The 11,865-nt window shown below is 51.4% G+C and carries 13 protein-coding genes; 10 read left to right on the forward strand and 3 right to left on the reverse strand.

Annotated elements, in window-relative coordinates; translation table 11 throughout:
• The first annotated feature begins 250 nt into the window (after window positions 1–250).
• A complete protein-coding gene (gene msrA, locus K0H81_RS10120; RefSeq protein ID WP_220058237.1) occupies window positions 251–730 on the forward strand; it encodes a peptide-methionine (S)-S-oxide reductase MsrA in 480 nt (159 codons plus the stop codon).
• 156 nt (window positions 731–886) lie between these two features.
• On the opposite strand, the gene pgm is transcribed toward msrA, so the two are convergent.
• Together pgm and seqA are read right to left on the reverse strand one after the other, a co-directional pair.
• The gene (gene pgm / locus K0H81_RS10125; protein WP_220058238.1) at window positions 887–2,554 is read right to left on the reverse strand and encodes a phosphoglucomutase (alpha-D-glucose-1,6-bisphosphate-dependent); all 1,668 of its coding nucleotides are present in this window, start codon (window positions 2,552–2,554) and stop codon (window positions 887–889) included.
• Window positions 2,555–2,598: 44 nt separating this feature from the next.
• Window positions 2,599–3,129, reverse strand: coding sequence for a replication initiation negative regulator SeqA (seqA, locus tag K0H81_RS10130; protein ID WP_220058239.1), 531 nt, complete (start codon window positions 3,127–3,129; stop codon window positions 2,599–2,601).
• A gap of 300 nt (window positions 3,130–3,429) precedes the next feature.
• On the opposite strand from seqA, the gene K0H81_RS10135 reads away from it, so the two are divergent.
• From K0H81_RS10135 to K0H81_RS10175, 9 genes are all read left to right on the forward strand, one after another.
• Window positions 3,430–4,188 carry an alpha/beta fold hydrolase gene (locus K0H81_RS10135; RefSeq protein WP_491573769.1) on the forward strand — a complete coding sequence of 253 codons (759 nt, stop codon included), beginning with the start codon at window positions 3,430–3,432 and terminating at the stop codon, window positions 4,186–4,188.
• Window positions 4,189–4,269: 81 nt separating this feature from the next.
• A complete protein-coding gene (locus K0H81_RS10140) occupies window positions 4,270–4,491 on the forward strand; it encodes a DUF2788 domain-containing protein (RefSeq protein WP_011865717.1) in 222 nt (73 codons plus the stop codon).
• A gap of 11 nt (window positions 4,492–4,502) precedes the next feature.
• Window positions 4,503–4,775 (forward strand): LexA regulated protein, encoded by a 273-nt coding sequence (gene ybfE / locus K0H81_RS10145; RefSeq protein WP_011865716.1) that lies wholly within the window; start codon window positions 4,503–4,505, stop codon window positions 4,773–4,775.
• A 50-nt stretch (window positions 4,776–4,825) separates the two neighbouring features.
• On the forward strand, window positions 4,826–5,353 hold the full coding sequence (gene fldA / locus K0H81_RS10150) for a flavodoxin FldA (RefSeq protein ID WP_011865715.1): 528 nt from the start codon (window positions 4,826–4,828) through the stop codon (window positions 5,351–5,353).
• 210 nt (window positions 5,354–5,563) lie between these two features.
• The gene (earP, locus tag K0H81_RS10155; RefSeq protein ID WP_220058241.1) at window positions 5,564–6,733 is read left to right on the forward strand and encodes an elongation factor P maturation arginine rhamnosyltransferase EarP; all 1,170 of its coding nucleotides are present in this window, start codon (window positions 5,564–5,566) and stop codon (window positions 6,731–6,733) included.
• Between the two features lie 47 nt (window positions 6,734–6,780).
• Window positions 6,781–7,341 (forward strand): elongation factor P, encoded by a 561-nt coding sequence (efp, locus tag K0H81_RS10160; protein ID WP_011865713.1) that lies wholly within the window; start codon window positions 6,781–6,783, stop codon window positions 7,339–7,341.
• Window positions 7,342–7,619: 278 nt separating this feature from the next.
• On the forward strand, window positions 7,620–8,834 hold the full coding sequence (locus K0H81_RS10165; protein ID WP_220058242.1) for a pyridoxal phosphate-dependent aminotransferase: 1,215 nt from the start codon (window positions 7,620–7,622) through the stop codon (window positions 8,832–8,834).
• A 303-nt stretch (window positions 8,835–9,137) separates the two neighbouring features.
• Complete coding sequence (gene yfbR / locus K0H81_RS10170) at window positions 9,138–9,725, forward strand: 5'-deoxynucleotidase (RefSeq protein WP_011865711.1); 588 nt, start codon at window positions 9,138–9,140, stop codon at window positions 9,723–9,725.
• A gap of 28 nt (window positions 9,726–9,753) precedes the next feature.
• Window positions 9,754–11,079 (forward strand): anti-phage deoxyguanosine triphosphatase, encoded by a 1,326-nt coding sequence (locus K0H81_RS10175; RefSeq protein WP_220058243.1) that lies wholly within the window; start codon window positions 9,754–9,756, stop codon window positions 11,077–11,079.
• Window positions 11,080–11,164: 85 nt separating this feature from the next.
• Here K0H81_RS10175 and K0H81_RS10180 read toward each other — a convergent pair whose 3' ends face one another.
• On the reverse strand, window positions 11,165–11,800 hold the full coding sequence (locus tag K0H81_RS10180) for a YchE family NAAT transporter (RefSeq protein ID WP_041406624.1): 636 nt from the start codon (window positions 11,798–11,800) through the stop codon (window positions 11,165–11,167).
• Window positions 11,801–11,865: the final 65 nt, after the last annotated feature.

Genomic DNA, 11,865 nt, shown 5'->3' on the forward strand with positions numbered 1-11,865 from the left:
TTTATTAGCATTATTATCAGTTGGCCAGCATAGTAACACTTAAGCGAGTCGACGACCACGCGGGCCAGTCGATCGCCGCATATTTTCCCTGTTGCATTCGTTAATCAGATAATACAGAATAAAGCCGTCTAGCCATCTAAACGTATAAACTTAAATTCGCTAGACGATTCGTTAGATAATTTAGACACTAGATAATTCGTTACCTAGATGAACAAAAGATAGATAAGCGTTAATCGACAAGAGGTCAACCATGGCATTAGCAACATTTGGCGCAGGCTGTTTCTGGGGTGTAGAGTATTTTTTCAAACAGATAGACGGCGTTATCTCTGCCACTTGTGGCTATATGGGCGGCGATGACAAGGCGACCACCTATAAAGAGGTTAAGACCGGCAAAACAGGGCACGCTGAGGTGGTACAGGTCGAGTTTGACGAGACCAAGGTGAGCTTCGACGATCTGCTGGCCGTGTTCTGGAGTAACCATAATCCCACCATGCTCAATATGCAGGGCGGCGATATCGGCAGCCAGTATCGCAGCGCCATCTTCTTCCACGACAAGACACAGAAGGAACAGGCCGAAGCCTCAAAGTTGGCCCTCGCCCGCAGCGGTAAATGGGGGCTAAGACCCATAGTGACTGAGATAGTCCCTGTGCTCACCTTCCATAAGGCGGAGGAGTATCATCAGAACTATCTGGAAAAGAACAACTTGCCTAGCTGTCACCTCACCTACTAGCACCGAGTTTTACATGCAGCCGATGCAAGCTGCGCCCACAAAAAAGCCAGTGATTCACTGGCTTTTTATTTTGTCTAAGTATTAAGCTGCTATAGAGTAACCGACCAAGGTTTAGTCAAAAGCAAGTTAGACCAGAGCGAGTTTGGCCGACTTCAATTAGGCCAACAGCCGCTCTATCATCTCCTGGGCCTGCTCGAGCACCTGCTCGAGATGCGCCTCGCTAACAAAACTTTCGCCATAGAGCTTAAACAACGCCTCTGTGCCCGATGGGCGCGCGGCGAACCAGGCTTTTTCGGTCACTACCTTGATGCCGCCGATAGCCGCACCATTGCCCGGGGCATGGGTCAACACCTCGAGGATGGCATCTCCCGCCATGGCTTCACAGCCAAGATCGCTGACATTCAGGGGCTCGCTCACCAACTGATTAAACTTAGCCTTACGCTTAGGGTTAACCGGCGAGTCGATACGCTTGTAGAAGCTCTCGCCGTGACGCTCGACCATCTCGGCGTAAAGCTTAGCCGGCGTCTTACCCGTTACCGCCAGTATCTCTGCCGCCAGCAGCGCCAGGATGAAACCATCTTTATCAGTACACCAACTGCCGCCGTCACGACGTAGGAAGGCGGCGCCGGCACTCTCTTCACCGCCGAAGGCGAAGCTGGCATTGGCCAGGCCGTCGACGAACCATTTAAAGCCAACCGGCACCTCACAGAGGCTGCGCGACTGCTCACGGCACACCTTGTCTATCATGGCGCTGGAGACCAGTGTCTTGCCTATCTTAAGATCGGCAGACCACTGCGGGCGATGGGACAAGAGATACTCGATAGCCACCGCCAGATAATGGTTAGGATTCATCAGACCGCTGCCCGGGCAGACGATACCGTGCCTATCGTAATCGGGATCGTTACCGACACAGATATCGAAGGCATCCTTGTGGGCCAACAGTCCCGCCATGGCATAGGGCGATGAGCAGTCCATGCGGATCTTGCCATCCTTATCCAGGGGCATAAAACCAAAAGCGGGATCGATGCGATCGTTCACCAGGGTAATATCCAGCCCAAAGCGCTCGCCAATCTTGGCCCAGTAGTGAATTCCTGAGCCGCCGAGGGGATCGACGCCGATACGAATACCGGCCTGCTTAATGGCCTGCATGTCGATCACCTGCTCTAGATCTTCGACATAAGCCGCCATCAGGTCGCGCTCTTGAATAAGACTGGTCGTGACCGCCACTGCATAGGTCAGGCGCTTAACCCCTTCTAGCTGCTTAGCCAGATACTCGTTGGCACGCTGCTCGACCCAGGCCGTAATACCGCCTTCGGAGGGACCACCATGAGGAGGATTGTATTTGATGCCGCCATCTTGAGGCGGATTGTGCGATGGCGTGATGATAAGGCCGTCGGTAGGCCCATAGGTAAGCCCAGCCCCCTGCACTCTGTTGGCCGCTATGATGGCATGGGACACAACTGGGGTCGGGGTATACTCATCGTTCTTAGCGACAATCACCTGCACGCCATTGGCGGTCAGTACCTCGAGGGCGGTAACGTAAGCCGCCTGAGACAGCGCGTGGGTATCTATGCCCACTATCATAGGCCCTTGAATACCGGCATCGAGTCGATAGTCGACTACGGCCTGAACAATGGCCAAGATGTGCTTCTCGTTGAAACTCTTATTAAAGGCACAGCCTCTGTGGCCCGAGGTGCCGAATGTGACCTTCTGCGCATCATTGGTCACATCCGGTGAGAGCCGATAGTAGTGGCTCATCAGTTTAGGAATATTAACCAAGTCCCTTTGTTGTGCCGGTTTACCGGCTCGCTCGTGTAGCGCCAAAATGTACTCCTAAGTGTCGGGTAGATTGAGCCTCAGTATCTCATTTAAATATTACCAATAATGGATTCAATCTGTTTTTCTTGCACGCCGAACTGACCTAGCACTTCGCTTAGGATGGTGCGCTTCTTCGCCGTATTGTTATTGGTGGTGACCCAGAAGCCACTGTTTCCTATCTCTTTCGGGTTGGCCGACTTACTGGCCTTGAGTAGCGACTCTTTAGAGGTCGCAAAATAGAGACGATCGCGCCCCTGGATCTGCAGCACCTGGTCAAACTGATTAGGCGTCGCTTTATAGATAGCCTCTAAGGTAAACAGGAAACGGCCAACGGCGCCTTTTTGCTGGGCCAGCACCCCCTTGTCAATCAAGGTCTCGGGGTCGATACTCGCCGCCTGATGAGTTTGCGCCACCTCTTTATCTAGGCCTGGCTGGCTGATCTGCTTAGGCTGCTCCATGGCAACCGTCTCTACGTCTAGGCCGAGTAATCGTCGCAGGATCTCTGAAGCACTCTCTCCTATGCGCTCTGTCTTGCTGGCAATATGGCGATATAGCTCTTCATCAATCTCAATATATTTCATGACTAGAATCTTCCTTAGACGGTAAAGGTAATTAGGTTATTGTTATCGCGAACGCGATCCGCAGCAACTGATGCCAGATCCGTTCAAGTGTATGCTATCTTTCCCACAGGAATAAAGAGCGATCGCATTAAAAATCCACAAGTTGGTTACAAGATCAATAAATTACGCCTCAAGTGCGCAAAAACCCGTCAGAGAATGGCGCGATCGCGCTTAATGCTGTCTTTTGCAGCGATTTACAGGCACAATTTGGGCAATTATTTTCACGCTTAATTTTCCAAGACCAGCCTTTCCATGACCAGCTTGAATTACACCCAATCGGGACAAGGTAGCCCGGTTATCCTTATCCATGGCCTGTTTGGCAACCTGGATAACCTAAAAACCTTAGGCAATGCACTCGAAGATCATCAGGTGATCCGCATCGATGTGCCAAACCATGGCCTCAGCCCGCACTGGCCCAACATGGATTATCCCATGTTGGCCGAGGCTGTAATTGGTTTGATGGATGAACTCGAGCTGGAGTCGGCACACCTGGTCGGCCACTCTATGGGTGGCAAGATCGCCATGGCCACCGCACTACTCTACGGCGATCGCGTCAGGAGCCTGGTAGCGGCAGATATCGCGCCCGTCGCCTATCAGCCCAGGCATCAGACAGTGTTTGCCGGCCTAAGCAACCTAGACCTTAGCGCGCTGGCTAACCGCGCTGATGCGCAAAAGCAACTGCTCGGTGCCGGTATCGACGAAGGTACGGCGCTGTTTCTGCTGAAAAACCTCACCAAGGATGAACAAGGCTTTGCCTGGAAGATGAACCTGGCCGGACTGAAATCCAGCTATGAGCACCTGATCGGTTGGCCACTGGCAGATAGAGCCTACACTGGCCCTAGCCTGTGCATTCGCGGCGCCGATTCAGACTATGTCACCGCGGCGCACCGCCAGGCGTTCCTGTCTCAGTTTCCTAAGATCCAGGCCAAGTCACTGGCCGGCACAGGTCATTGGTTACACGCACAAAAACCAGCTATTTTCAACCGCATCGTCGCCGAGTTTATCGCGGAAAATGACTGAATCTTATCTGTAAAGCGTGTAGCAGACGTTACTTAACTATGGTATATTCGCGCCTCTTTTTTTAGCCTGAGGGAACGCAGCATGTTATCTCAGTATATGGAACAGATAGAGGCAGTTGGCTTAAACCTGTTTTTTGCGGCGATATTTTTCTTTATTGGTATGGCAATACATGACGTGCTCAAACAGGGAAATGTCCCTAAATTTGGCCGCTATATTGTTTGGTTGGTATTATTTCTCGGCTGTGCCGGGTTTATAGCTAAGGGCTTGATCCAACTCTCTTGGGAGAGCTCTGGCATAGGTTAAATGAACATTCGATGGCAAAAGAATCTTCAGACAGAACAACGATAGACCTGTTTGCAACGGAGAAACGCCGAGGACGCCCTCGCAGCAATCCCCTTCCCCGGGAGCAGCAATTAAAGGTCAACAAACGAAATCAGATCCAGCGCGACAGAGCCGCAGGATTGAAACGAATAGAGTTAAAGGTGTCACAAGATTTATACGACGCCTTGAATGAAAAGGCTTTGGCCAGTAACATCAGCCGCAGCCAATTAATCGAATCGATACTGCTTAAGCAGGTCAGAAGCTGATCTTAAGTGGTATTGAAACAAACGTCAGTGAACTAGATAAAGGAAAGACAATGGCAACTGTAGGTCTTTTTTTCGGCAGTGATACAGGTAATACCGAAGCCGTCGCCAAAATGATCCAGAAGAAACTGGGTAAGAAGATGGTCGACGTTAAGGATATCGCTAAGAGTACCAAAGAACAGATTGCAGAATATGATCTGCTGCTATTCGGTATCCCGACCTGGTATTACGGTGAAGCCCAATGCGATTGGGACGATTTCTTCCCTGAATTAGAACAGATCGATTTCGATGGTAAACTAGTCGCTATCTTTGGTTGTGGCGACCAAGAAGACTACGCCGAGTATTTCCTCGATGCCATGGGCATGGTTAACGAGATCGTTGAGGCGCGCGGCGCCGTGGTTATCGGTCACTGGCCAACCGACGGCTACGACTTCGAAGCCTCTAAAGGCATGGCCGACGATAAGCACTTCGTGGGTCTGGGTATCGACGAAGATCGTCAACCTGAGCTGACCGAAGAGCGTGTCGATGCCTGGGTTAAGCAGATCTACGAAGAGATGTGCCTGGCAGAGCTGGAAGACTAATCTTTCGGCCACATCAGTATAAAAAGCGGCGAATAGCCGCTTTTTTTAGCACTGATACATTAGCCCTGACATATAAGCCCCAATGCAATACTTCACTCTCGCCTTGGCGAAGCAAGAATGGTGAAGGGATAATGGCAAAGGGATAGTGGCGAAGAAATAAGTCGCGTTAAACACTCCCCGAGTAATAGAGAACCCAAATTAGCTAACCCCATGCAGAGTCAAACACACGCCAACCACTGGGATATCTTCTGCGCCGTCGTCGATAACTATGGCGATATTGGCGTCACCTGGCGTCTGGCCAAACAGCTGGCGAAGGAATATGGATTGGCCATCACCCTATGGGTGGATGACTTAGCCAGTTTTGCCCATATCTTGCCAAAGCTGGATCCTAAATGTGCGAGCCAAAACTTCGAGGGCGTCTGCATCAAACGGTGGGATGCGCCGCTAAGCCAGGAGTATCTGCCGGGAGAGGTGCTTATCGAGGCCTTTGCCTGTGAACTCCCCCCCGAAGTGCTCGGCAAGATAGCTGCGCTACATCAAGCCGGTGACAAGGTGCCCGTCTGGCTAAACCTTGAGTATCTGAGCGCAGAAGATTGGGTCGAAGGCTGCCATGGCCTCCCCTCATTGCAGCGCAGTGGCCTGAAGAAACAGTTTTATTTTCCTGGCTTTACCAACAAGACTGGCGGCCTTATCTGCGAAGCGGATCTGCTGGAGCGCCGTCAAATGTGGCAGGAGAACAAGGAGCGACAGGCCTATTTTGAGGCACTGGGCCTAAGTGGCATCGATGAGCATGATACCGTCATCAGCCTGTTCAGCTATGAAACCGAAAGTCTCAATGCCCTATGCCGCCATTGGCATGAAGGTGAAAGACAAGTGCATTTGTTAGTGCCTATCGGTCGCAGCCTCAATAGCCTTGGAGCCTTCATCGACCAGCAGCAGGCATTGACACCAGGAAGTCGTTTTCATCATGGCAAGCTGACCATACATCTGCTACCGATGACAGATCAACAGGGTTACGATCGCCTGCTGTGGAGCTGTGACTTCAACATAGTACGTGGTGAAGACTCCTTCCTGCGCGCCCAATGGGCCGCGAAACCCTTTATCTGGCATATCTATCCCCAGGAAGAAGACTATCACCTGATAAAATTAGAAGCCTTTATGGCACTTTATTGTCATAATCTGGCCCCAGAAATCGCCGACGCCTGGAAAAAGCTCAATATCGGCTTTAACCAAGGCGAGCAGAAAACACTGTTTTCCCTGTGGCAACAAGTGGATAACGCGCATTTGGCCCTCACGCAACACGCACAAGATTGGCCGAATGAAGCATTAAATGATGCAGATCTTGCAACACGACTAGTTCAATTCGTTAAAAATAGCTAAGATACTGCGTTGAAATAGAAACACCCTAAAATATAGGAAATAGAGAAATGAAAACTGCTCATGAAATCCGTCCTGGTAACGTGATCATGTTAGATGGCAGCCCATGGGTTGTTCAAAAAACTGAAACAACTCGTTCAGGCCGTAACGCGGCTATCGTTAAGATGAAGCTGAAGAACCTACTTCAAGAGTCATCTACCGAAACCACCTTTAAGGGTGAAGACAAGATGGAAGATATCATTCTAGACCGTCTTGATTGTACTTATTCTTACTTCGCCGATCCTATGTATGTCTTCATGGATGCCGAATACAACCAGTATGACGTTGAAGCCGACAACCTAGGTGATGCAGCTGCTTACATCGTTGACGGTATGGAAGAACAGTGCCAGGTAACTTTCTATGAAGGCAAGGCAATCTCTGTTGAACTGCCAACCACTGTTGTACGTGAAGTGACCTACACTGAGCCTTCAGCTCGTGGCGACACCTCAGGTAAAGTCATGAAGCCTGCTACTATCGCCGGTGGTGCAACCCTAAGCGTTGCTGACTTCGTTAAGACTGGCGACCTGATCGAGATCGACACTCGCACACACGAGTTCAAGAAGCGCGCTTAAACAAGCCGTTAACTCGATAACAAAAGCCAGCGTAAATCGCTGGCTTTTTTGTGCCTGAAGCTTACGAATGTAGTGACAACAACTGCTAACAGCAAACCAGCCAGAATAAAACTCTATTTTATTTTTTAACAAATAAGCTATTTAGCATTTTCCTCTGAAAATATTTCCTAAATTGCAGCAAAGCCCCTTTTAAACAATACTTTTTTTCGTTATTGTTCGATAACTTACGAGCTTTGACACAATCAGCTTTTTTCTTTACCGGCAATCACGAGGTTTCGATGCGCCCTATCATTAAATCCAATAAACTCGACACCGTCTGTTACGACATCCGCGGACCTGTCCATAAGGAAGCTAGGCGCCTGGAAGATGAAGGCCATCGCATCCTTAAGCTCAACATAGGTAACCCGGCCCCCTTCGGTTTCGAGGCCCCGGAAGAGATAGTGCGCGACGTCATCCTCAACCTGCCCAGCGCCCAGGGCTACAGCGAGTCCAAGGGGCTGTTCTCGGCGCGCAAGGCGATCGTGCAGCACTACCAGAGTCTGGGGCTATTTGGCGTCGATATCGAGGATATCTATATAGGCAACGGCGTGTCGGAACTTATTGTTATGGCGATGCAGGGCCTGCTGAACAGCGACGATGAGGTGCTGGTGCCCTCACCCGACTATCCCCTGTGGACGGCGGCGGTACACCTCTCAGGCGGCAAGGCGCAGCACTATCGCTGCGACGAAGAATCAGATTGGTTTCCCGATCTCGACGACATCAAATCCAAGATTAGCAGCCGCACCCGCGGCATAGTGCTGATCAACCCCAACAACCCAACCGGCGCCGTATACTCCCGCGAGCTACTGCTGGAGATTATCGAACTATGCCGTCAGCACGACATCATCTTGTTTGCCGACGAGATCTACGACAAGATCTTGTATGATGGCGCGATTCATATTCCGGCGGCGACGCTGTCGGATGACATTCTCACCGTGACCTTCAATGGTCTCTCCAAATCATACCGCGCCGCGGGCTTTCGCGTTGGCTGGATGATGCTTTCGGGCAATCTCAAGGCCGCCAAGAGCTATATCGAAGGCTTGGATATGCTGGCCTCTATGCGTTTGTGCTCCAACGTCCCCAATCAGCACGCGATTCAGACCGCGCTCGGCGGCTATCAGAGCATCAATGAGCTGGTGGCCCCTGAAGGAAGACTCACGCTGCAGCGCAATACTTGCTATGAGCTACTCAATCAGATCCCAGGGGTGAGCTGTAAGAAACCTAAGGGCGCGCTATATGCTTTCCCTAAGCTGGATGCCAAGAAGTTTAACTTGAGGGATGACGAGCGACTGGTACTGGATCTACTCAAAGAGAAGAAAATTCTCTTGGTACAAGGCACCGCCTTTAACTGGCCAGAGCCGGATCATCTCAGAGTCGTCTTCCTGCCCCACAAGGAAGATCTGCAAAAGGCGCTGGTGGAGTTCGGTGACTTCCTCACCAGCTACAGCCAATAAGCTTTCTTGCGGTAACTTAGCAAAGAAAAGGCGATCTCAGGATCGCTTTTTTTATTCTTAATACCAATCACAATAAATCAGTGAGCAGATATAGCGCAGGAAAAACACCTGAGAACAAGGCAAGATATTTAGATAAGTAGTTATTCCAGAGTTAGTAATTCCAGGATTAAAAATCCTAACGCCGTTATCAAGCGTTTTAACAAGCTAGCATGATCAAGTTTTTATTACGATTGGTATAAGACACTGTTTCTATTTACTTGCCCTGTGTTACTGTTACAGCAACTTAGCAACAGGGAAAGCAGTATGAGTCATTTGTTCGCCCACCTGGCCAGGATGAAGTTGATCCAACGCTGGCCGCTCATGTACAACGTCCGCCCGGAAAACGTACAGGAACATTCGCTACAGGTCGCCATGGTGGCCCACGCCTTAGCCATCATAGCCAACAAGAAATTCAATAAGCAGCTCAGCCCGGAGCGCGCCGCCACCCTGGCGATATTTCACGATGCCAGCGAGATCCTCACCGGCGATCTACCCACCCCGGTCAAATATTTCAACAAGGAGATCGAGGCCGAGTACAAGAAGATAGAGGCGATCGCCGAGCGCAGGCTGCTGGAGATGGTGCCCGAAGAGTTTCAAGAAGATTACCGGGATCTTTTACTGAGCGATCAAGCCGACGAGGAGTACAAACAGCTGGTGAAATCCGCCGATACCCTGTGCGCCTACCTCAAATGCCTAGAAGAGCAGACGGCCGGCAACCATGAGTTCAATACCGCCAAGCGACGCCTCACCGAATCCCTAAGCAAGAATCCAGATCCGGCGGTAAAATATTTTATTGATACGTTTATTCCCAGCTTCGAGCTAAACCTCGACGAGATCAATCGCCTGCTTTAGCAGCAATGTCTGGCAAAGAGGAAAGCATATGACATCGGCCATCTGGCATGAGAGACGCTTAGGCGAAGATAAACTCAGGCGCAACGACCACCGCAGCCCCTATCAGCGCGATCGCGCCCGCATTCTACACTCGGCCGCCTTCAGACGTTTGCAGGCCAAGACTCAGGTACTGGGTGTCGGCATGAACGACTTCTATCGCACCCGCCTCACCCACTCGCTGGAGGTGTCGCAGATAGGCACAGGGATCTGCGCCCAGCTCAAACAGAAATACCCAGATCTGCATCATCTGCTCGATTCGATGAGCCTGATAGAATCCCTCTGTCTGGCCCACGACATTGGCCATCCCCCCTTTGGTCACGGCGGCGAGGTCGCGCTCAACTATATGATGCGCAGCGACGGCGGCTTCGAGGGCAACGGACAAACCTTCAGGATCCTCACCGCGCTCGAGCCCTATACCCAACACTTTGGCATGAACCTCACCCGGCGCACCTTGCTGGGGATCCTCAAGTATCCCGCCAGCCACAATGAACTGTATCAGTCCCAGCCAAGGCCAGAGGTCGACAGCTATCGTCAACTTAAGCCAAGCCAGTGGCGTCCGGTTAAAGGGATCTTCTTTGAGGACAAGCCTGTGCTCGACTGGGTACTCGAGCCGCTATCGCTCCAGGACAGAGAACGATTCGTCTCGGCTGAGCCCGGAGCAAGAGATCAACACAGACGCACCCGGTATAAGTCGCTCGATTGCTCCATCATGGAGCTCGCAGACGATACCGCCTATGCCATTCACGATCTCGAAGATGCCATCGTCATGGGCATCGTCACCCAGGCCATGTGGCAGCAAGATGTGGCCAGCCTGCTAGCGGGCAGCGACGATGAATGGATTGCCAAGGAATTCGCTACCATAGGCGATAAGCTGTTTGCGCTGGAAAATCACCTGCGCAAAGACGCTATTGGTACCCTGGTTAACGGTTTCGTCACCGCCATCTTGATCGATGAAAACCCCAATTTTTGCGAGCCACTGCTCAGATATAACGCCCGCCTGGAGCCCCCCTTCGACGAGGCGCTCCATGTGCTCAAGCAGTTTGTCTACAAGCGGGTGATCCGCAAACCTGAGATCCAGATGTTGGAGTACAAGGGCCAGCAGATAGTGATGGAGCTGTTCGAGGCCTTCGCCTCAGATCCCGAGCGTCTGTTGCCGCTCAATACCCAGGAGCGCTGGCAACAGATGGCCCAGCAAGAAGGCAATTGCAACCGGGTGATCGCCGACTATATCTCGGGAATGACAGATGAGTTTGCCGCACGCCTGCACCAACATCTGTTTAGTGCCAAGGCGGGGTCGCTGATCGATCTGCAGTAAGCCCAACGCAATAGTCCCATAAAAAGGCATAAAAAAACGCGCACCAGGCGCGTTTTTCTTATTCAGAGACTTTTTCCAGAGCTGGTTAGCTGCCTATCAGGCTGGGGAACAGGCCCTTGAAACCGGCCGCCATCACCTCGATACCGATAGAGAGCATCAGCAGACCCATGAGACGGGTGATCACGTTGATGCCCGTTTTACCCAGCAGCTTGAAGATCACCGGCGCCATACGAAACAGGGTGAAGCTGGTGAGGCCGAAGATCACCACAGTGATCGACATGCCAATAAGGTCGCTAAAGGTGTTGTGCTGCGCCGCCGAGACGATCACCGAACTGATCGCACCGGGGCCGGCCATCAATGGCAAGGCCAGAGGGACTACGGCAACCGACTCCATGCCCGACGCCTCCCTGTCTTCTTCCTGGTTACGCTTCACCTCGCCCAGCTTACCTTGCAGCATGGACATGGCGATGATGGCAATCAGGGTGCCGCCGGCAATTCTGAACGCCGACAGCGAGATACTAAACATGTTGAGGATATGCTGGCCGGCGATGATGGTCACAAGCAGGATCACCACCACGGCAAAGTTGGCGACCTTGCCGGTATGGTTGCGCTCCGCTTCCGTCTGGTGACTGGTCAGACTCACAAACACGGGCAGCAAACCTATGGGGTTGATTATCGCTACCAAGCCAAGAAAAAATTTAACATAAAGTGTTAAATCCAATGTCATCTCCTCAAGTGACGTTATAGTCGGTTAAAAAGCAGTATGGTTGAAAAACGCTTACTGTA

The organism is Shewanella halotolerans (assembly GCF_019457535.1).
Lineage (GTDB): Bacteria > Pseudomonadota > Gammaproteobacteria > Enterobacterales > Shewanellaceae > Shewanella > Shewanella halotolerans.

Bases quoted from the DNA above. Each gene is read 5' to 3' on its own strand.
- msrA (WP_220058237.1), top strand. From the start codon at position 251: ATGGCATTAGCAACATTTGGCGCAGGCTGTTTCTGGGGTGTAGAGTAT.
- earP (WP_220058241.1), top strand. From the start codon at position 5,564: ATGCAGAGTCAAACACACGCCAACCACTGGGATATCTTCTGCGCCGTC.
- efp (WP_011865713.1), top strand. From the start codon at position 6,781: ATGAAAACTGCTCATGAAATCCGTCCTGGTAACGTGATCATGTTAGAT.
- K0H81_RS10165 (WP_220058242.1), top strand. From the start codon at position 7,620: ATGCGCCCTATCATTAAATCCAATAAACTCGACACCGTCTGTTACGAC.
- yfbR (WP_011865711.1), top strand. From the start codon at position 9,138: ATGAGTCATTTGTTCGCCCACCTGGCCAGGATGAAGTTGATCCAACGC.
- ybfE (WP_011865716.1), top strand. From the start codon at position 4,503: ATGGCAAAAGAATCTTCAGACAGAACAACGATAGACCTGTTTGCAACG.
- K0H81_RS10140 (WP_011865717.1), top strand. From the start codon at position 4,270: ATGTTATCTCAGTATATGGAACAGATAGAGGCAGTTGGCTTAAACCTG.
- K0H81_RS10175 (WP_220058243.1), top strand. From the start codon at position 9,754: ATGACATCGGCCATCTGGCATGAGAGACGCTTAGGCGAAGATAAACTC.
- seqA (WP_220058239.1), bottom strand. From the start codon at position 3,129: ATGAAATATATTGAGATTGATGAAGAGCTATATCGCCATATTGCCAGC.
- fldA (WP_011865715.1), top strand. From the start codon at position 4,826: ATGGCAACTGTAGGTCTTTTTTTCGGCAGTGATACAGGTAATACCGAA.